Origin of the sequence: Oceanimonas smirnovii ATCC BAA-899 (genome assembly GCF_000381965.1) — a bacterium.
Lineage (GTDB): Bacteria > Pseudomonadota > Gammaproteobacteria > Enterobacterales > Aeromonadaceae > Oceanimonas > Oceanimonas smirnovii.
In genome coordinates this window covers 101,793-121,257 of record NZ_KB908457.1, presented here as the reverse complement: position 1 = coordinate 121,257, position 19,465 = coordinate 101,793, and the positions used below count along the sequence as shown (strand labels likewise).

The following is a 19,465-nucleotide window of genomic DNA, read 5'->3' as shown; positions in this document are numbered from 1 at the left end:
TAACGAGCAAGAGTAACCATGTCCCAACACGAATCACCCATTATTCGCCGCAAGTCCAAGCAAATTCGTGTCGGCTCTGTGCTGGTAGGGGGCGATGCTCCCATCAGTGTGCAGACCATGACCAATACGTCTACCACCGATGTAGCAGCCACTCTGGCGCAGATTCGGGCAGTGGAAAAGGCCGGTGCCGACATAGTGCGGGTGTCTGTGCCTACCATGGAGGCGGCAGAAGCTTTTAAAGTCATTCGTGCCGGTACTTCCATCCCTCTGGTGGCAGACATTCACTTTGACTACCGTATTGCCCTGCAGGTCGCCGAATACGGGGCCGATTGCCTGCGTATCAACCCGGGTAATATCGGTCGGGAAGACCGTGTTCGTGCCGTAGTGGATTGTGCCCGGGATAAAGGTATTCCCATTCGCATTGGTGTGAACGGCGGCTCGCTGGAAAAGGATCTGCAGGAAAAATACGGTGAGCCTACCCCGCAAGCGCTGGTGGAGTCGGCCCTGCGCCATGTGGATATTCTCGATAAACTCAACTTTGACCAGTTTAAGGTAAGTGTTAAAGCCTCCGACGTATTTCTGGCGGTAGGTGCTTACCGGGAGCTGGCGCGTCAGATTGAGCAACCGTTGCACCTGGGGATTACCGAAGCCGGCGGTTTTCGCAGCGGCGCAGTCAAGTCGGCCATTGGCCTGGGCATGCTGCTGGCGGAGGGCATCGGCGATACCCTGCGCATTTCCCTGGCAGCCGATCCGGTAGAAGAAGTGAAGGTAGGTTTTGATATTCTCAAGTCCCTGCGTATTCGTGCCCGGGGTATCAATTTTATTGCCTGCCCGTCCTGCTCCCGCCAGGAGTTTGATGTGATTGGCACCGTCAATGCGCTGGAAAGCCGGCTGGAAGACATCACCACTCCCATGGATGTGTCCATTATCGGCTGTGTGGTTAACGGCCCCGGTGAGGCGCTGATTTCCGATCTCGGGCTGGCCGGTGCCCAGCGCAAAAGTGCCCTTTATGATGGCGGCGAGCGGGTAGGACGGCTGGATAATGCTGATCTGGTGGATGCTCTTGAAAGCCGCATCCGTGCCAAGGTAGCCATGATGGATCCCGCCGCCCGCATTCCGGTGCAGGGCAAAGACTGAATCCGCTTCTTATTTTAATGATTTAACCCAGAGAACTTTTTTGTGGCCAAACAAATCCAAGCAATTCGAGGAATGAACGACTGCCTGCCGGAACAGACGCCGGCCTGGCAACAGGCAGAAAGCGTGCTGCGCAACACCATGAGCGCCTATGGTTACAGCGAGATCCGCCTGCCCATCATGGAGGTAACCGGCCTGTTTCAGCGCGCCATCGGTGAAGTGACCGATGTGGTGGAAAAGGAAATGTACACCTTTGAGGATCGCAGCGGCGACAGTCTGACCCTGCGTCCGGAAGGCACCGCCGGTTGTGTGCGCGCCGGCATAGAGCATGGCCTGCTCTACAATCAGGAGCGGCGCATGTGGTATATGGGTCCCATGTTTCGCTATGAGCGTCCGCAAAAAGGCCGCTACCGCCAGTTTCACCAGTTCGGAGTAGAAGTATTCGGCCTGAATGGCCCGGACATCGACGCCGAGCTGATTATGCTCACCGCCCGGCTCTGGAAAGCGCTGGGCGTGACCGAGCACCTGACCCTGCAGCTGAACAGCCTGGGCCAGCCGGAAGAGCGGGCGCAATACCGTCAGGCGCTGGTGGACTTTCTGCAGCAGCATGAAGACCGCCTGGATGAAGACTGTCGCCGGCGGATGCATACCAATCCGCTGCGGGTGCTCGACAGTAAAAACCCTGATGTACAGGCCCTGCTGGCCGATGCGCCGGTACTGTCCGATTACTTCGGTGAAGACACTCAAGCCCACTTCAAGGGGTTGCAGGCGCTGCTGAGCGCAGCCGGTATTCAGTTCGAGATAAACCCCCGGCTGGTGCGTGGTCTCGATTATTATAATCTCACCGTGTTTGAGTGGGTGACCGAAAGCCTGGGTGCGCAGGGTACCGTATGTGGCGGCGGCCGTTACGATGGCCTGGTGGAGCAGCTGGGCGGCCAGGCCACCCCGGCGGTGGGCTTTGCCATGGGCATGGAGCGGCTGGTATTGCTGCTGGAAACCCTGAATCAGGTGGCAGCGCAGCCGGCTCAGGCCGATATCTATGTGGCCATGATGGGTGACAGCACCAGAGCGGCAGGTTTTGCCCTGGCTGAGCAGCTGCGTGATGCCCTGCCGGCCCTCAGAGTGATGAGCCATTGCGGTGGCGGTAACTTCAAAAAGCAGCTCAAGCGGGCTGACAAGAGTGGCGCCGCCGTGGCGATTATCCTCGGAGAAGATGAAGTTGCCAACGCTCAGGTGACCGTTAAATATCTGCGTGGTCAGGGTGAACAACAAACGCTGAGCCAGAGTGAGCTGGTTACACTGCTCGAACAAAAGGGGATTTGAGTTGGACGTTTACAGCACGGAAGAACAACAGATTGAAGCCATCAAACGCTGGTGGCATGAATACGGCAAGGCCATTATTCTGGGCTCTGCCATTGGTCTGGCCGGTTTATTCGGCTGGCGTTATTACCAGAGTCATCAGGTAGAAACCCGCTCTGCCGGTGCCGAAGCCTTTGAACAGGTAAGCCGCAGTCTGGCAACCCGGGGTAGTGCTGCCTTTGACAGCGCTGCCACTTTTGTGGCCGAAAATCAGGGCAACAACTACGGTGAGCTGGCGGCCATGCTGCTGGCAGCAGAAGCGGTAAAAGCCAATGATCTCGAGCTGGCTAAAACTCAGCTGGAGCAAGCTTTGGCAGGAACTACCGATGAGGTGCTGAGCAACACCATAGCGCTGCGCCTGGCCCGTGTGCTAATTGCCACGGAAGAGTTCAGTGCCGCGCAAGGCCGGCTTGATGCCGTGAATGGTGCTGCCTTTGCTGCACAGAAAGCGGAAGTGCAGGGTGACCTTTACCTTGCTCAAAATCAGCCGGAGCAGGCCCGCAGTGCTTATGAGCAGGCCCGCAGCGCAGGTGGTGTGGGAGAAAATCCGGCGCTGACGCTGAAACTCGATAATCTTGCTGCAGCGCCACAAGGAGAATAAGGATGAGTACACCACTGCATCGTTTGTTGCCGTTAACACTGGCCCTGGGGCTTGCTGCTTGTTCAAGCCAGACGCCGGTTGCGCCGGCCAGTCCGTTGCCAGAGATTGATAACCGCTTTGAGATTAACACTCGCTGGTCTGATTCTGTAGGCAAAGGCGTAGGGGAATATTACTCTCAGTTGAGCCCTGTTATAGACGGAGAGCGTTTATTCGCCGCTGCCCGAAATGGTGTTATCAAGGCCTTTGATGCCGCCAGTGGCGAGGAGCTGTGGGAAGCCGAACTGGATGAGCTGGATATTAACCGGAATCAGCGCAGCCCGCGTCTTGCCGGGGGCCTGACCGCCGCCTATGGCAACCTCTATTTCGGCTCCGAGAATGGCGTTGTTTATGCCTTGTCTCAGGACGATGGTGCCGTGCTGTGGACGCAAAGCGTGCCCGGTGAAGTGCTGGCGGCGCCGGCAGTGGACGAAGGCAAGGTGGTGGTGCATACCAGTGCCGGTAACCTGGTGGCGCTGGATTCTGCCAGTGGTGAGCAGCAGTGGCTGTTGCGCAACGAGCAGCCCAGCCTGACCCTGCGCAGCATGGCCACGCCCATTACCACCGGTGGCGCCGTGCTCTATGGCCGCGCCGACGGGCGTCTGGGCATTGCCCTGCTGGCCAATGGTCAGCCGGTGCGTGACACCCGTATTGCCAGCCCCCGCGGTGCCACCGAGCTGGAGCGGATGGTGGATGTGGCCTCAAAGCCGGTGATCCTGGGCGATATTTTGTTCACCATGGCTTATAATGGCCAGCTGACCGCGCACCAGCTGGTTTCCGGCCAGCAATTATGGAAACGCCAGTATCAGGGGTCGGAAGATCTGAGTACAGACGGCCGTCTGCTGTTTATTACCGACAGCCGCAGTCACCTGTTTGCGGTGGATGCCCGCAGTGGCAGCGAAGTCTGGTCCAACACCGAGCTGGAAAACCGCCGCCTGACCGCACCTGTGGTGTTTGGTGATTATCTGGTGGCTGGCGATGGTGACGGCTATCTTTACTGGCTGGATCGTAACAGCGGCGAGTTGCTCTCGCTGGAACGCATAGACAGCGCCGGCCTGTATGTGGCCCCTGTGGTTGCCGGAGATACGCTTTATGTGCAAAGCCGTGATGGTGAACTGGTGGCGATAGCCCGCCCCTGATTGAGTTCCGCGGTGTTGCCCTCGGCTCCTGATCCCAACAATCAGGAGCCGTTATTGTTTTTTGGAGATGTTTTTATGATGCCAGTTGTGGCTCTGGTGGGCCGTCCCAATGTGGGCAAGTCCACTCTGTTTAACCGCCTGACCCGCACCCGTGATGCCCTGGTGGCAGACTTTCCCGGCCTGACCCGGGATCGCAAATACGGTCAGGCCCGCTTTAATGAGCTTGAATATATTCTGGTAGATACCGGGGGTATCGACGGCAGCGAGCAGGGTATCGAGCTGGAAATGGCGACTCAGTCGCTGGCTGCCATTGACGAAGCCGATGTGGTGCTGTTTATGGTAGACGCCCGTGCCGGCCTGACCTCGGCCGATGAGGCCATTGCTGCTCATCTGCGCCGTTGCCAGAAGAAAACCCTGCTGGTGGCGAACAAAACAGACGGTATTGATGCCGACTCGGCCACCGGTGAATTCTATCAGCTGGGTTTGGGAGAGATTTATCAGATTGCCGCGGCTCACGGCCGGGGTGTGCTGACTTTGCTGGAAACAGCCCTGGCACCGCAGCTGGAGCAGCTTGCCGCCGGCTCTGCACCGGCTGACGAGGCCGGGGACATTGATGAAGACGGACTGGAATTTGACGATGCCATGCTGGAAGACGCCATGGCAGTGTTGGATGAAGTAGAGGAAGAAGAGGCCATTCCCTTTGAAGATGCGCCCATCAAGCTGGCCATTGTAGGCCGGCCCAATGTAGGCAAGTCTACCCTGACCAACCGCATTCTGGGTGAAGAGCGGGTGGTGGTATATGACATGCCCGGCACCACTCGTGACTCCGTGTATATTCCCATGCAGCGGGACGAGCAGGATTACATTCTGATCGACACCGCCGGTGTGCGCCGCCGTGGCAGGGTACATGAGGCGGTAGAAAAATTTTCGGTGATCAAGACGCTCAAGGCCATTGAAGACGCCAACGTGGTGCTGCTGGTGCTGGACGCCCGGGAAGGCATTTCCGATCAGGATCTCAGTCTGCTGGGCTTTGTGCTCAATGCCGGCCGCAGTATTGTGCTGGCGGTGAACAAGTGGGACGGCCTGAGCACAGACGTGCGTGATGAAATCAAGCGCGAGCTGGATCGCCGGCTGGGCTTTATCGATTTTGCCCGCCTGCATTTTATCTCAGCACTGCACGGCAGTGGCGTGGGTAATCTGTTTGAGTCGGTAAAAGAAGCTTACGCTTCAGCCACCAAACGGGTAAATACCTCCATGCTGACCCGCATTATGCAGATGGCTCAGGACGATCATCAGCCGCCGCTGGTACGGGGCCGCCGGGTGAAACTCAAATATGCCCATGCCGGTGGTTATAATCCGCCGCGTATTATCGTGCACGGTAATCAGGTGAAAGACCTGCCTGATTCTTATAAGCGCTATCTGATCAACTACTTCCGCCGCTCGCTGCAGGTGGTGGGCACGCCCATTCGCGTCGAGTTTCAGGAAGGGGATAATCCTTATGCCGGTATCAAGAACAAGCTGACCGCCAGCCAGTTACGTAAGCGCAAGCGTCTGATGAAGCACCTGAAGAAAAAGTAATCTGTTCAAAACGCCGGCTCTGCCGGCGTTTTTTCTCAAATGACCCCCATCCTTTTTGCGCACAGCGCTACTCCTGCCTAGTCTTGATATGCATTGCCATATTTTGATTCCATGGAGGATATATGTACAAATCGTTACTGGTTGCGGTAGATGGTTCCAAACATGGCCGCAAGGCGCTGGAGCTGGCCTGTCATCTTGCCAGGGTAGACAATGCGGAGCTGCACATACTGCATGTGCCCGAAGTGCTGCCCCATGAAGCAACCTTAATCTGGGGAATTGGAGCGGTGGCCATCAGTGATGAGCTTAAAGAAATGGAAGCGCTGGGCAATCGTATTCTGGCAGGAGCGGAGGCCGAAGCGCAAAAATTGGGTGTGGGCAATATTTATACCCATGTCGATAAAGGGGAACCTGCCCGGACCATTTTAAAACAGACCGAAAAACTCGGTGTGGATGTGGTGGTGCTGGGCACCAGAGGCCTGGGTGATCTGGCTGGTCTGGTGATGGGCAGCGTGTCTCACAAGGTGGCCAACAGCGCCAAGTGCGGCGTGATCACTGTTCGCTGAATGGGTCAGTCAAAACTGGCCTGGGTCAGAAAATAAGTGGTGCTGCGGCGCAATATCTTGCGGCGCACATCCTGCATCATCAGCCGGCGGCGGGAGCCGGCTGCGGGCTTGTGATGTTTCAGCAGATTACGTTTTCTTCTCAGCATTCTCATGCTCCTTATTATCGGGGCCGCCGCATCAGCGGCCTTTTTGTTTTATTATCAGCTGATCATAACGGCGTAAAGTGACAATACCGTTAAAGTGCCGATTTTGTCGGCTGGCTCTCATGCTGAGTGCTGGTAAGCTGAGTGTCAGTGGTGGGCTTATAAAGCCACTGCAGGCTTTGATAGTACTGACGGATATTGTTGACAAATTTTTGCGCTTCCCGCCCTCTGGCATAGCCGTAGCGGGTTTTACGATGCCATTTGGGCTGATGCAGCAGAGGCAGATTGGCTTTGACCTCTGCCCATGCATTGGGATCCTGACCGCGCAGCCGGGTAATCCGGCGGGCATCAAGCAGGTGCCCCAGGCCTATGTTATAGGCCGCCAGCGCAAACCAGACGCGTTCGCTGTGAGGAATGCTTTCCGGCAACCTCTCTATCAATGAAGCCAGATAACTTGCTCCGCCACGAATACTTTGCTCGGGATCAAGCCGGTTATCCACACCCACTTGCCGGGCGGTGTCTTCGGTCAGCATCATCATACCGCGCACACCGGTATAGGACTGGGCATCGGGCTGCCAGTGCGACTCCTGATAGCTGACTGCAGCAATCAGTCGCCAGTCCAGGGAGCCGGCATGTCGCTCAAACAGCGGACGATATTGAGGCAGCAGATCTTCAGCCCGGCGCAAAAAAATACGGGTATCGACGTAATCAAAGTCCTGAATATGACCAAAGTATTTTTCATTCAGCCGGGCCAGGGTGCCACTGTCGCGTTCGATAGCAAAGTAATCCAGCATGGCGGCCAGCAGACTGTCATCGTCACGGCTATCCATCACCCAGGATACCGGCTGAGAGCCGGGTAAAGTAAAAGCGGCATCTATGCCCGGGTAATAACGCTGAGTGCGTGCCAGCAGAGTATCTTCCACCAGGGTATAATCGGCCCGGCCCTCGGCCACCTGCCGCAATAAATCTTCTGCATCCGTGTCTTTACGGGACTCCCAGCTGAGCGCCGGCTGTTGTTGTTCAAGGCGCTGCAACCATTCCGCCTGACTGGAGCCGGCCATCACCCTGACAGTACCCTGTAACTGCTGCAGATCCTGCGGCCGGGCTTCGCCCTTGCGATAGACCAGAGTCTGGGCCACTTCATAGAGAGCGGGCCCAAAACGGTAGTGTTCCCGGCGGGTGCTGCTACCCACCAGACCGGCAGCCAGCATATCGACCCGGCCGTTATCCAGCAGAGCAAACAGCTCTTCCAGGCTGTATACCGGCACCATGGTCAGCTGTACTCCCATATAATCAGCAAAGCCGCGGGCCAGTTCATAATCCAGGCCTTCTTCCTGCTCATTACGCAAAAAGTAGTAAAGCGGATGATAAAGGGTGCCTACCCTCAGCTCTCCTCTGGCCTGAATGTGGCTGTGCTGGTTGGCATTGTTATCGCTGTCATCACAGCCGGCCAAAATAAGCAACCCCAGCAACAGCCATTGTCTAGCAAGCATACGCATGGTCAGCACTGACAACTCCAAGAGAAAAAATCACGCCACTTTATAGCAAAAGCCGACGCTTTAGTCAGGTTATTGCCGATATTTACGGCAGTCTGTCACATCAGACAGGGGTAAATCGGCGTCGACAGGGCAGGGGCGTAAACCTATAATACCGCCAGTTTGAGAACCCCCCATACACTCACGCTTTGAGAATTAGCCACTATGGAAATACTGAGAGGCTTACCGGCCTTATCCGGTTTCAGAACCCAGGCGATTATTCGTCGTGCCGAGGCACAGTCCCTGCCGTTATCCGCCATTGAAACCGAGTATGTGCACTTTGTCGCTCTGACCGCCGAACTCGACGAGACGGGCCGGCAAACTCTGGTTCAGTTGCTCGACAGCCCCGCCGATGGCATTACCCCCGCTGCCGGCAGCCACCTGGTGCTGGTGACCCCACGCCCCGGCACCCTTTCTCCCTGGTCGTCCAAGGCCACCGACATTGCCCGCAACTGTGGCCTGACGCAGGTCAAACGTATTGAACGTGGCATCATCTATTATCTTTCTTTTGAGCGTGAGCCGTCTGCCGCCGAACTTGATGCCGTCAGCCAGTTGCTGCACGACCGCATGACCGAAGCCACCTTTGCCAGTCTTGCCGAGGCCGAGTGCCTGTTTGCCGAGTCTCAACCGGCCCCGCTGACCTCGGTGGATATTCTCGGTGGTGGCCGCGACGCCCTGGCCGAGGCCAACCTGCGCATGGGGCTGGCGCTGGCGGATGATGAAATTGATTATCTGTTTGACGGCTTCAGCAAGCTGGGCCGTAACCCCAACGACATTGAACTCTATATGTTTGCTCAGGCCAACTCGGAGCATTGTCGTCATAAAATTTTCAATGCCGACTGGACCATAGATGGCGTCGAGCAGCCCAAGTCGCTGTTTAAAATGATCAAAAATACCTTTGAGCAGAACCCTGAGTATGTGCTTTCTGCCTACAAGGACAACGCCGCCGTGATGGCCGGCTCGCCGGCGGGCCGGTTTTTCCCCAGCCCAGAGTCTGGCGAGTACCGTTATCATCAGGAAGATATTCATATTCTGATGAAGGTGGAAACCCATAACCACCCTACCGCCATTGCGCCCTATTCCGGTGCTGCCACCGGCTCCGGCGGTGAAATTCGTGATGAAGGTGCCACCGGCCGGGGTTCCAAGCCCAAAGCCGGTCTGGTGGGATTCAGCGTGTCCAACCTGAAGATTCCCGGTTATGCACGCCCCTGGGAGCAGGACTTCGGTAAGCCCGAGCGCATTGTCAGCGCCCTCGATATCATGATCGACGGCCCCTTGGGTGGTGCTGCCTTCAATAACGAATTCGGCCGTCCGGCCCTGCTGGGTTATTTCCGTACCTATGAAGAGCAGGTTGCCAGCTTTAACGGCGAGGAAGTGCGCGGTTATCACAAGCCCATCATGATCGCCGGCGGTCTGGGCAACATTCGCGGCGAACATGTGGAAAAAGGCGAGATTCCGGTCGGTGCCAGACTGGTGGTGCTGGGCGGTCCGGCCATGAACATTGGTTTGGGCGGCGGTGCCGCTTCTTCCATGACCTCGGGCCAGTCCTGTGAAGATCTGGACTTTGCTTCGGTGCAGCGGGATAACCCCGAGATGGAGCGTCGCTGCCAGGAAGTGATTGACCGTTGCTGGGCCATGGGTGATGACAACCCGATTGTGTTTATTCATGATGTCGGTGCCGGTGGCCTGTCCAACGCCATGCCGGAACTGGTCAACGACGGTGATCGTGGTGGCCGTTTCTACCTGCGTGATATTCCCAACGACGAACCGGGCATGAGCCCGCTGCAGATCTGGTGTAACGAGTCTCAGGAGCGCTATGTACTGGCGGTGGCCGATGACCGTCTGCCTGAGTTTGAAGCCTTCTGCCGCCGTGAGCGGGCTCCCTATGCGGTGATCGGTGAAGCCACTGCCGAGCGTCACCTCAGCCTGCATGATGAGCATTTCGATAACCAGCCCATCGATATGCCGCTGGAGGTGCTGCTGGGCAAGCCGCCCAAAATGCACCGCGACGTGGAAAGTGCACAGCATCAGAGCCCGGCATTGGATCTGCACGGCATCAACCTGAAGGACGCCGCCGAGCGTGTTATGACACTGCCTGCTGTGGCTGATAAAGGCTTTTTGATCACCATCGGTGACCGCACCGTCACCGGTCTGGTGGCCCGGGATCAGATGGTAGGCCCCTGGCAGGTGCCGGTAGCCGACTGTGCGGTGACCGCCGCCGCCTACGATACTTATGCCGGTGAAGCCATGTCCATGGGCGAGCGCGCCCCGGTGGCGCTGCTTGATTTTGCCGCTTCTGCCCGGCTGGCGGTGGCCGAAGCCATCACCAACATTGCCGCCACCGAAATTGGCGAGCTCAACCGCATCAAGCTGTCCGCCAACTGGATGTCTGCCGCCGGTCACCCTGGTGAAGACGCCGGTCTGTACGAGGCAGTCAAGGCCGTGGGCGAAGAGCTGTGCCCGGTGCTGGGGCTGACCATTCCGGTGGGCAAGGACTCCATGTCGATGAAGACCCGCTGGCAGCAGGATGGTGACGACAGAAGCGTCACCGCGCCGCTGTCGCTGGTGATTTCCGCTTTTGGCCGGGTCACCGATGTGCGTAGTACCGTCACTCCCTGGCTGCGTACCGATATGGGTGACACCGATCTTATTCTGGTGGATCTGGGTAACGGCAAGAACCGCCTCGGTGCGTCGGCACTGGCACAGGTGTATCGTCAGCTGGGCGACCAGCCGGCGGATCTGGACGATGCCGAGCAACTCAAGGGCTTCTTTAATGCCATGCAGACACTGGTGGCCGATAAAAAACTGCTGGCCTACCACGACCGGGGCGACGGCGGCTTGTTTGTGACCCTGGCGGAAATGGCCTTTGCCGGTAATACCGGTCTGAATGTGGAGCTGGATCTGCTGGGCGCTGATCATCTTGCCGCCCTGTTCAGCGAAGAGCTGGGGGCCGTGCTGCAGGTGCGCCGTGATGACAAGGAAGCGGTACTGACCTGCCTGGCCGGCCACGGTCTGGCTGCCTGCACCCATGTGATTGGCGGTCTCAATAACGACGATACCCTGCGTGTGCTGGCCAACGGCGAAGAAGTGTATGCTGAAAGTCGCACTGAGCTGCGCCGGCTCTGGTCCGAGACCAGCTATCGCATGCAGGCGCTGCGCGACAATCCCGAGTGTGCCAAGGCCGAGTTCGAGGCCAAGCTGGAAAGCAATCCCGGTCTGTCCGCTTCGCTCAGCTTTGATCCCAAGGAAGATATCGCCGCGCCTTACATTGCCAGGGGTGTGCATCCGAAAATGGCCATTTTGCGCGAGCAGGGCGTTAACTCCCACATGGAAATGGCTGCCGCTTTTGACCGGGCCGGCTTCAGCGCCGTGGACGTGCATATGAGCGATCTGCAAAGTGGCCGTCTGCGCCTGGACGAGTTTGCCGGCCTGGTGGCCTGTGGTGGCTTCTCTTACGGCGACGTGCTGGGTGCCGGTGGTGGCTGGGCCAAGAGTGTTCTCTTTAATGAGGCGCTGCGGGCTCAGTTCGAGGCCTTCTTCCAGCGCAACGACAGCTTTGCTCTCGGCGTGTGCAACGGTTGCCAGATGTTGTCCCAGCTGCGGGATCTGATCCCCGGTGCGGCCCATTGGCCGGACTTTGTGCGTAACACTTCAGAGCGCTTTGAAGCCCGTTTCAGCCTGGTGGAGGTGCAGGAATCTCCCAGCCTGTTCCTGTCCGGCATGGCCGGCTCCCGCCTGCCTATTGCCGTGTCTCACGGTGAAGGCCGGGTGCAGCCCAAGCGTGCCGACATTGCCACCCTGGAAGCCAGCGGCACGGTAGCGCTGCGCTTTGTGGACAATCACGGCCAGGCCACTGAACGTTATCCGTTTAACCCCAACGGCTCTGCCAACGGCATTACCGGCCTGACCAGCGAAGACGGCCGGGTGACCATTATGATGCCGCACCCGGAGCGGGTATTCCGCACCGTGGCCAATTCCTGGCATCCGGATAACTGGGGCGAAGACAGTGGCTGGATGCGGATGTTCCGCAATGCCCGCAAGCATCTCGGCTGAATTTGCCATTTGCATCTCAAAATAAAAGGCCCGCAATTGCGGGCTTTTTATTTATCAAATGAGCCTATATGATGGAGCAGCTTATAATAAAAATTCTCGCCTGAATCCTGCCATATCAGGTCACGCACGCAGTGCTCTTACTAATGAAAGATGCGATATGGAACAACAACACTGGTTACAAAAGGTGGAAGCAAATATCGGCGGCGTGCCGGATATATCTTGTGACAGCCAGCTCCTGACACGCAGAATTATGCAATACACCCGTGAGGGCATTGTGATTATGGATGCCAGAGGGCGGGTAGTGGAAGTGAACCCGGCCTTTTGTCAGCATTGTGAGCTGGATGCGTCGACCTTGCTTGGTCGCCATCTGACCCACGTCAGTAAGGGCCTGCATAATGGCCGCTACTACCGTCGCATCTGGAAACGACTGCAATATCAGGAGCAGTGGGAAGGGGAGGTTGAGCAAATCAACCGCCATGGCGAGGTGGCTACGCACTGGTTGATGCTGCGGCTGATCCGTGATGAAGCCGGTATTATCAGCCATATTATCGGCATAGTGGATAACATCAGCCGGCTGCGTCAGTCGGAAGAGCGGCTCAGCTTTCTGGCTCATCACGACAGCCTGACCGGCACCGCCAACCGTGAATTTTTAATCAGCTGGTTTAACCGCATCAGTATGGCACTGGCTACCGACGAGCAGCTGGCCCTGCTGTTTATCGATCTGGACAGGTTCAAGCCCATTAATGATGGTTTTGGCCACGGCGTGGGTGATCGGGTGCTTAAAGCGCTGGCCGGCCGTTTGCAAAAGATGACGGGTGACAATGAAATTGTTGCGCGCATCGGTGGTGATGAATTTGTACTGGTGTGGCGCGATATTGATGAAGAAAGTCAGTTGTTTGAACGGGCCGGCAGGCTGGTGGAAGCGCTTGAAGCTCCGGTACGGGTGGATCATCATGAGTTGAGTGTGGGGGCCAGTGTGGGCATCAGTCTGTACCCTCTTCATGGCCTTGAGATTGAAACTCTGCTGCGGTATGCCGATACTGCCATGTATGAGGCTAAAAGCCGCAGCCGCTCTCATATATCGCTTTTTGACAGCCACAGTTTTTCCCGTCTTAAACAACGCACCCGGCTGGCACAGGAGGTGCGGGAAGCCCTTGAGCAACAGCAGTTATACCTGGAATATCAGCCTCGTATCACTCTGCAGCATCAGACATTGCCGGCGGTGGAAGCACTGTTGCGCTGGCATCATCCCGTGCTGGGTGTGGTCATGCCCAATGTTTTTTTACCGGCGGCCCGGGATGCAGGGCTGCTGGGCCGGCTGGCTGAATGGGTGTGTACCGAAGCGGCTGCTCAGCTGGTAGAGTGGCGGCAGCAGGGATGGTCCGGCCGTATCAGCCTGAACATGAGCGGGCTGGAGCCGGAGCTTGAGCAACTGCGTATTCTGCGGCTGCTGGATAGGTTGCGTGAGCAGGGAGTCAGTCCGGCAGACTTTGAGCTGGAGCTGCGCAGTGATTTTATTATGCGCCGCAGTGAGTCTCTGATGCGGGTATTAACCGCCTTTCGCGATGCTGGCACCACCATTTATCTGGATAACGTGGGTCATGGCCGGTTTCGGTTCGATACACTGAAAAGTCTGCCCATAGACGGCATCAAGCTTGACCGGGGCCTGCTTAGCGACAGCATGGACGAATTTGACCGGGCGGTGATCCAGTCGTTACTGGCGCTGGCGCGTACCCTTGGGCTGACAACGGTTGCCTGTGGTGTGGAAACGCAGGCACAGCTTGCTCTGTTGCGGCAATATGGCTGTCAGCAGGTGCAGGGGGCGCTGGTGGCCAGCCCTCTGCCACCAGCACAAGTGCCGAGTTTTATTCCAGCCCTTGCAGAGTGAGTTGTCCGGGGCTGATACTCAGCCCCAGTACACTTTCTTTTAATTGTCGCTGCAGCGGATCCTGCTCATCCAGCCGGTAAACCGGATTCTGAGCCAGATATTCGGCCAGGCTTTGCAGCAGCAATGGCATAATGAAATTGGCCTGACCGCTGGCATCCTGATTATTGAGCCGGTAGCCGAGCAGCTCAAACTCATCCAGATAAAGTGCTCCCTCTTCGCTGTTAAAGCGTGGGCGGGCACTGAAATCACCACTGATGTCCCAGTCCCTGCGCACGCCGCCCTGCTCCAGTATCACCACTGCGCGGCCTGACACCCTTGCCTTGTCGGCCTCCTGCCGGCCCAGCGCCACCTGTATATCGGCCAGGCGCACACCGGCTTTCAGCCAGCTGCCAAGGTTGATGGGAAAGTCCCGGCCCAGCTGTGTAGTCAGGTGCTGGTTGATCTGTTGCTCTGTCAGTGTCAGGGTTTGTGCAGATAATGCTGCAGATACGCTAAATATCAGGAAAAAAAGTATACTTTTCATCATGCTGTACTCACGATGTGAATAGTCATTTGCTACAGTCTGCCCCGTCTGGTTAATAAGGAGCAAGGCGTTTTTGAACGATTACATCTCTACCATGGTGGGCTGGTTGCTGTTCGCTGCCCATACCAGTCTGGTACTGGGGGTAACTTTCAGGGTGATCATGAAGCGCCGGCCGGTGGGGGTTTCCCTGGCCTGGCTGGCACTGATCTATGCTATTCCGGTAGCCGGTGCCGCTACCTATATTCTGTTTGGTGAGGTACGGCTGGGCCGGAAGCGGGCCGAGCGTGCCCGGGCCATGTACCGGCCTCACGCCGACTGGATCAATGTGCTGGTCACCCGTTTTCCCGGCCAGCAGTTTGAAGTGAACGATCAGGTCAGGCCTATTTATGAGCTGGTCAGGGCCCGGTTCAATATGCCCATGCTCAGCGGCAACGGCATGACGCTGCTGCAGCAGCCCGACACTATTCTGCATGCGATTGTAAAAGATATAGAGCGAGCGCGCAGCTCCTGTTACATGGAGTTTTATATCTGGCATGCGGGTGGCATGGCGGATGATGTGGCCCATGCACTGATGGCCGCTGCCCGCCGGGGGGTGGATTGCCGGCTGTTGCTGGACTCGGTGGGCAGCGCCGACTTTTTTCGCAGCCACTGGCCCAGGCGCATGAAAGAAGCGGGCATCAAGGTGGTGGAAGTATTACCGGTAGGTGCCTTTCGCGTGTTGTTTGAGCGACAGGATCTGCGCATGCACCGCAAGCTGGTGGTGATCGACGACGATGTGGCCTACACCGGCTCCATGAATCTGGTTGATCCTGCCTGCTTCAAGCAAAACGCCGGTGTGGGCCAGTGGGTGGATATCATGCTGCGTATTCGCGGCCCCATTGTGCCCATTATCTGGTCGCTGTTTGTGTGGGACTGGGAAATGGAAACCGGCGAGCGCCTGCTGGAGCAGCTGGAGTATCACCCGATCAGCTGTCTGGATAATCAGCTCAAGCTGCAGCTGTTGCCTTCCGGCCCCTTTATGGGGGGGGATGCCATTTCTCAGAGCCTGCTCTGTGCTGTGTATCAGGCGCGCCGCCGGCTGGTGCTGATCACCCCTTACTTTGTGCCTGACGATCCGCTGGTGGCTGCGCTATGCTCCGCCGCTGACCGGGGGGTGGAAGTACAGCTGGTACTGCCGGAAAAAAACGACTCACGCATGGTCAATCATGCCTGCAATGCTTTCTTTGATGAGCTGCTGCGGGCCGGCGTGGAAATTCACCTGTATTCTGCCGGCCTGCTGCATACCAAGTGTGTACTGGTGGATCACCAGTTTGGTCTGGTGGGCACGGTCAACCTGGACAAGCGCAGTTTCTGGCTGAATTTTGAAATGACCCTGCTGATCGACGACGGCAAGGCGATGGGCGAGTTACTGCAGTTGGCCGACGGTTACCTGTCTCAGGCGCGTCCTCTGTCCTGGATGGAATGGCGCAAACGCCCGCTGCGCAAACGCCTGCTGGAAAACCTGTTTTATCTGCTCAGCCCGCTGCTCTAAAGCTGGAAGCTTGAAGCAGCCCAAGCGTTGCTGTACGGGCAAAAGATGAGTCTCGTACAGTTCAGTAGCTATCAGCAATAAAAATGGCGCTGAAGACAGCGCCATGTCTTAATCTTCCAGCTTCCAGCTTCCAGCTTCCAGCTTCTATTGCTGGTAATGCTTGAGAAAGCGGGCAATACGCTCGACGGCATCGGTAATGTCGTCGACTCTGGGCAGGGTCACCAGCCGGAAATGATCCGGTTTGGGCCAGTTAAAACCGGTGCCCTGTACAATCAGCATTTTTTCCTGCAGCAGCAGATCGTAGACCATCTTTTGATCGTCTTTGATCTTATACACCTTGGGATCCATTTTGGGGAACATATAGATAGCGCCCTTGGGTTTGACGCAGCTGATGCCGGGAATTTCATTCAGCAGTTCCCAGGCCCGGTCGCGCTGGCGGCGCAGCCGGCCGCCGGGCAGCACCAGCTCGTTGATACTCTGATAGCCGCCCAATGCCGCCTGAATGCAGTGCTGCATGGGCACGTTGGCGCACAGCCGCATGGAGGAGAGCATTTCCAGCCCTTCGATATAATCCCTGGCCTGATGCTTGGGGCCGCTCAGCATCATCCAGCCCTGGCGAAAACCGGCGGCGCGGTAGCTTTTGGAGAGACCGTTAAAGGTGGCTACCAGCACGTCATCGCACAGGGTACACACCGAATGGTGGGCCACATCATCGTAGAGAATTTTGTCGTAAATTTCGTCGGCAAAGATAATCAGCTTGTTCTGGCGGGCAATTTCAATCACTTCCAGCAAAAACTCGCTGCCATACACGGCACCGGTGGGATTGTTGGGGTTGATCAGCACTATGCCCTTGGTGCGTGGGCTGATTTTGGACTTGATATCATTCAGATCCGGATACCAGTCGGCCTGCTCATCACACATATAGTGCACCGCTTTACCGCCGGACAGGGTCACGGCAGCGGTCCACAGAGGATAGTCGGGGGCGGGCACCAGAATTTCATCGCCGTTATTCAGCAGCGCCTGCATGGCCATCACAATCAGCTCGGACACGCCGTTACCGATATAGATATCGTCGATGTCGGTGGTGCGCAGTCCTTTTTGCTGATAATACTGCATCACCGCCTTACGGGCGGAAAACAGCCCTTTTGAGTCACAATAGCCCTGGCTGGTGGGCAGGTTCATGATCACGTCTTTCAGCAGTTCTTCCGGTGCTTCAAAGCCAAAAGGAGCCGGGTTGCCGATGTTCAGCTTGAGAATCCGGTGGCCTTCATCTTCAAGGCGGCGGGCTTCTTTATGTACTGGCCCGCGAATGTCGTAACAGACGTTATCCAGTTTGTGGGATTTTTCTACAGAATACATAAGTGGTGACGGCCTCGGAATCATGGAGCTGCCTGATGATGGCCCACAACAGAAAAAACCGGTACAAGCCGGTATTTTGTGTCAGAGCGGATGCGGCAGTATCAAAATCAATGGCCCATAATGGAGCTTTGGCTGCGGAATGAAAAGAGGTTAAAGCGGGCTTTGAACGAAAAAAATGCTGATAAAGGGAGTTTTCAGATGAATAAGGCGTGAAACACACCAAAAAGGCGGCACCCGGGCCGCCTCGGTAATGCTTAGCTGTACAGGCCAAGATGCTCTTTGGCATGGGCTTCAAATTCGGTAAAACCGCCAATATGAGCTTGATCCAGAAAGATTTGTGGCACTGTTTCTACCGGCTTGCCCACGGTTTTTTCCAGATCTTCTTTGGAAATGCCTTCCGCATGAATATCCACATAGCGGTATTTGAAATCATCCCTGTCGGCAGACAGCTTGTCTGCCAGATCCTTGGCGCGCACACAAAAGGGACAGCCGGGACGGCCGAAAATCACTGCAAACATCTTGTTCTCCTTTATATCGAATGGCGGCAGTATAGGGCTAGCCTGACTACCATGAAAATTGTTAATTCTTGATTTATTGATTGGTACTGACGATGGATGCCCGTTCGGTAATACCGGTCAGCCAGTTGCGCTCAAAGCGCCGGGCCGGCCATTCCAGCTGGCCTTGTGCCATGGCGTCAGACTGCTCGGGGCTGATGGACAGGCCGTTTTGCAGCAGCACAAAGGCCTTGCGCTCGCCGTTGGGTGTATCGATAAAACCCGCCAGGTTCTGCACATGGGCTATGGTACCGGTCTTGGCAATCACCTTGCCCTTCAGTGCCGGCCCCTGCACGCTCTTGCGATAGCGCAGGGTGCCGCTTTCACCACTGACCGGCAGACGGGCAAGCAGCCACTGGGCGCGCGGATCCTGGCTGATGGTGAGCAGCACCGCCATCAGATCACGGGCGCGCAGCAGATTATGAGCCGAGAGACCTGAGCCATCGGCCAGCCAGCTGGGACCCAGATCGATATTGGCCTGAGCCTTGAGAATTTCCCGCACTGCCTGAGTGCCATTGCGAAAACTGCCGGGCTGACTGAAGTGCATGGCCCCCAGGGTACGCAGCAGGCTGTCGGCATAGAGGTTGTCGGAATAGACCAGAATACGCTCGGCAAGCTCCGCAAAAGGCGGTGACTTATGACTGGCCAGTACTGGCCACTGGCTGGCGTTGATTCTGCTGCCTTCCATCGTGCCCGAATGAACGATACCGGCCTGCTTCAGTGCCCAGCCGGTCAGCTGTGTGCCCCAGTGAGACACATCCTGAATGGCAAAACGCAGGGGCCAGGGCTCTTTGCGCGGACCGATACAGCCGGTGAGGTGATATTGATTGTCCGGCCCCATGTCCAGCTCCAGCTCACAGAAACTCTGCTCCCGCTCGGTGCGGTTGAGCACGGCCACTTCGGCACTGACACTGACGGGCTGATGAGCCGGCACTGTGGCCCGGGCCGGACTGCCGGTGCGGGCATAGAGGGCACCCTGCACACAGTTGCGATCCAGAATCAGCGCGGCAGCGGGTGCCGTGTAGCAAACGCCGAGATCGTTCCAGGACCAGCCATTTCCTCTGTCATAGCCGGTAAAGTGATACTGGTTGAGTAGTACCTTGCCGCTGATATGGCGAATGCCGCTGCGTCTGAGCAGCTCAGCCAGCTGCTCACGGGTAAGGCTGGGATCGCCGGCAAAGTCGATGAGCAAATCACCGGTGAGCCGTCCCTGGTCGAGATCTCCCCTGTACTGCAGGCGCGTTTCATATTGCCAGTCCGGCCCCAGTGTCAGCGCACCAGCCAGCACGGTGACCAGCTTTTGGGTTGAGGCCGGTTTCATCAGTAATTCATCCTGATGGCGCATTTCTATGTTGCCGGTATTGGCGTCGGCCAGCATCCAGGCGCTCTGGCCATGGGCCGGCGGCTCTATGGCCGCGGCACCGGCACTGAACAACAACAGCAGGGCACTTGTTAACCGTTTCATAAGC

At 57.1% G+C, this 19,465-nt stretch carries 15 protein-coding genes; 9 read left to right on the top strand and 6 right to left on the bottom strand.

Annotation, left to right across the window (positions count from 1 at the left end):
* Positions 1–18: 18 nt before the first annotated feature.
* From ispG to G364_RS0106145, 6 genes are all read left to right on the top strand, one after another.
* The gene (ispG, locus tag G364_RS0106170; protein WP_019934280.1) at positions 19–1,137 is read left to right on the top strand and encodes a flavodoxin-dependent (E)-4-hydroxy-3-methylbut-2-enyl-diphosphate synthase; all 1,119 of its coding nucleotides are present in this window, start codon (positions 19–21) and stop codon (positions 1,135–1,137) included.
* A gap of 42 nt (positions 1,138–1,179) precedes the next feature.
* Complete coding sequence (gene hisS / locus G364_RS0106165; protein ID WP_026344733.1) at positions 1,180–2,457, top strand: histidine--tRNA ligase; 1,278 nt, start codon at positions 1,180–1,182, stop codon at positions 2,455–2,457.
* 1 nt (position 2,458) lies between these two features.
* Positions 2,459–3,094, top strand: a complete 636-nt coding sequence (locus G364_RS0106160; RefSeq protein ID WP_019934278.1) for a YfgM family protein — start codon at positions 2,459–2,461, stop codon at positions 3,092–3,094.
* 2 nt (positions 3,095–3,096) lie between these two features.
* Entirely contained in the window at positions 3,097–4,269 is a 1,173-nt protein-coding gene (bamB, locus tag G364_RS0106155) for an outer membrane protein assembly factor BamB (protein ID WP_019934277.1), read from the top strand.
* Positions 4,270–4,344: 75 nt separating this feature from the next.
* Positions 4,345–5,847, top strand: a complete 1,503-nt coding sequence (der, locus tag G364_RS0106150) for a ribosome biogenesis GTPase Der (RefSeq protein ID WP_026344732.1) — start codon at positions 4,345–4,347, stop codon at positions 5,845–5,847.
* A 122-nt stretch (positions 5,848–5,969) separates the two neighbouring features.
* On the top strand, positions 5,970–6,410 hold the full coding sequence (locus tag G364_RS0106145; protein WP_019934275.1) for a universal stress protein: 441 nt from the start codon (positions 5,970–5,972) through the stop codon (positions 6,408–6,410).
* 5 nt (positions 6,411–6,415) lie between these two features.
* On the opposite strand, the gene G364_RS17180 is transcribed toward G364_RS0106145, so the two are convergent.
* Entirely contained in the window at positions 6,416–6,556 is a 141-nt protein-coding gene (locus tag G364_RS17180; protein ID WP_019934274.1) for a hypothetical protein, read from the bottom strand.
* A gap of 89 nt (positions 6,557–6,645) precedes the next feature.
* Entirely contained in the window at positions 6,646–8,052 is a 1,407-nt protein-coding gene (mltF, locus tag G364_RS0106135) for a membrane-bound lytic murein transglycosylase MltF (protein WP_040614533.1), read from the bottom strand.
* Between the two features lie 201 nt (positions 8,053–8,253).
* Here mltF and purL point away from each other — a divergent pair, with 201 nt between their 5' ends.
* Positions 8,254–12,141 carry a phosphoribosylformylglycinamidine synthase gene (purL, locus tag G364_RS0106130; RefSeq protein ID WP_019934272.1) on the top strand — a complete coding sequence of 1,296 codons (3,888 nt, stop codon included), beginning with the start codon at positions 8,254–8,256 and terminating at the stop codon, positions 12,139–12,141.
* A 157-nt stretch (positions 12,142–12,298) separates the two neighbouring features.
* Complete coding sequence (locus tag G364_RS0106125; RefSeq protein WP_019934271.1) at positions 12,299–14,029, top strand: putative bifunctional diguanylate cyclase/phosphodiesterase; 1,731 nt, start codon at positions 12,299–12,301, stop codon at positions 14,027–14,029.
* On the opposite strand, the gene G364_RS0106120 is transcribed toward G364_RS0106125, so the two are convergent.
* The gene (locus G364_RS0106120; protein ID WP_019934270.1) at positions 14,007–14,555 is read right to left on the bottom strand and encodes a YceB family lipoprotein; all 549 of its coding nucleotides are present in this window, start codon (positions 14,553–14,555) and stop codon (positions 14,007–14,009) included. The genes G364_RS0106125 and G364_RS0106120 overlap by 23 nt on opposite strands.
* 91 nt (positions 14,556–14,646) lie before the next feature.
* Here G364_RS0106120 and cls point away from each other — a divergent pair, with 91 nt between their 5' ends.
* A complete protein-coding gene (cls, locus tag G364_RS0106115) occupies positions 14,647–16,083 on the top strand; it encodes a cardiolipin synthase (RefSeq protein WP_019934269.1) in 1,437 nt (478 codons plus the stop codon).
* 144 nt (positions 16,084–16,227) lie between these two features.
* Here the strand turns inward: cls and G364_RS0106110 are convergent, their stop codons facing one another.
* The 3 genes from G364_RS0106110 to dacB form a co-directional block, all read right to left on the bottom strand.
* Positions 16,228–17,442, bottom strand: coding sequence for a pyridoxal phosphate-dependent aminotransferase (locus tag G364_RS0106110; protein ID WP_019934268.1), 1,215 nt, complete (start codon positions 17,440–17,442; stop codon positions 16,228–16,230).
* A gap of 254 nt (positions 17,443–17,696) precedes the next feature.
* Positions 17,697–17,960: a GrxA family glutaredoxin gene (locus tag G364_RS0106105; RefSeq protein WP_019934267.1), complete on the bottom strand. Its 264-nt coding sequence runs from the start codon at positions 17,958–17,960 to the stop codon at positions 17,697–17,699.
* A 73-nt stretch (positions 17,961–18,033) separates the two neighbouring features.
* Positions 18,034–19,461, bottom strand: coding sequence for a D-alanyl-D-alanine carboxypeptidase/D-alanyl-D-alanine endopeptidase (gene dacB, locus G364_RS0106100; protein ID WP_019934266.1), 1,428 nt, complete (start codon positions 19,459–19,461; stop codon positions 18,034–18,036).
* Between the last annotated feature and the right edge of the window lie 4 nt (positions 19,462–19,465).

Excerpts from the sequence above, each read along its gene's own strand:
- G364_RS0106120 (WP_019934270.1), bottom strand. The coding sequence starts at position 14,555 with ATGATGAAAAGTATACTTTTTTTCCTGATATTTAGCGTATCTGCAGCA.
- der (WP_026344732.1), top strand. The coding sequence starts at position 4,345 with ATGATGCCAGTTGTGGCTCTGGTGGGCCGTCCCAATGTGGGCAAGTCC.
- G364_RS0106105 (WP_019934267.1), bottom strand. The coding sequence starts at position 17,960 with ATGTTTGCAGTGATTTTCGGCCGTCCCGGCTGTCCCTTTTGTGTGCGC.
- G364_RS0106125 (WP_019934271.1), top strand. The coding sequence starts at position 12,299 with ATGGAACAACAACACTGGTTACAAAAGGTGGAAGCAAATATCGGCGGC.
- mltF (WP_040614533.1), bottom strand. The coding sequence starts at position 8,052 with ATGCGTATGCTTGCTAGACAATGGCTGTTGCTGGGGTTGCTTATTTTG.
- G364_RS0106145 (WP_019934275.1), top strand. The coding sequence starts at position 5,970 with ATGTACAAATCGTTACTGGTTGCGGTAGATGGTTCCAAACATGGCCGC.
- dacB (WP_019934266.1), bottom strand. The coding sequence starts at position 19,461 with ATGAAACGGTTAACAAGTGCCCTGCTGTTGTTGTTCAGTGCCGGTGCC.
- cls (WP_019934269.1), top strand. The coding sequence starts at position 14,647 with ATGGTGGGCTGGTTGCTGTTCGCTGCCCATACCAGTCTGGTACTGGGG.
- ispG (WP_019934280.1), top strand. The coding sequence starts at position 19 with ATGTCCCAACACGAATCACCCATTATTCGCCGCAAGTCCAAGCAAATT.
- purL (WP_019934272.1), top strand. The coding sequence starts at position 8,254 with ATGGAAATACTGAGAGGCTTACCGGCCTTATCCGGTTTCAGAACCCAG.
- G364_RS0106110 (WP_019934268.1), bottom strand. The coding sequence starts at position 17,442 with ATGTATTCTGTAGAAAAATCCCACAAACTGGATAACGTCTGTTACGAC.
- G364_RS17180 (WP_019934274.1), bottom strand. The coding sequence starts at position 6,556 with ATGCTGAGAAGAAAACGTAATCTGCTGAAACATCACAAGCCCGCAGCC.
- bamB (WP_019934277.1), top strand. The coding sequence starts at position 3,097 with ATGAGTACACCACTGCATCGTTTGTTGCCGTTAACACTGGCCCTGGGG.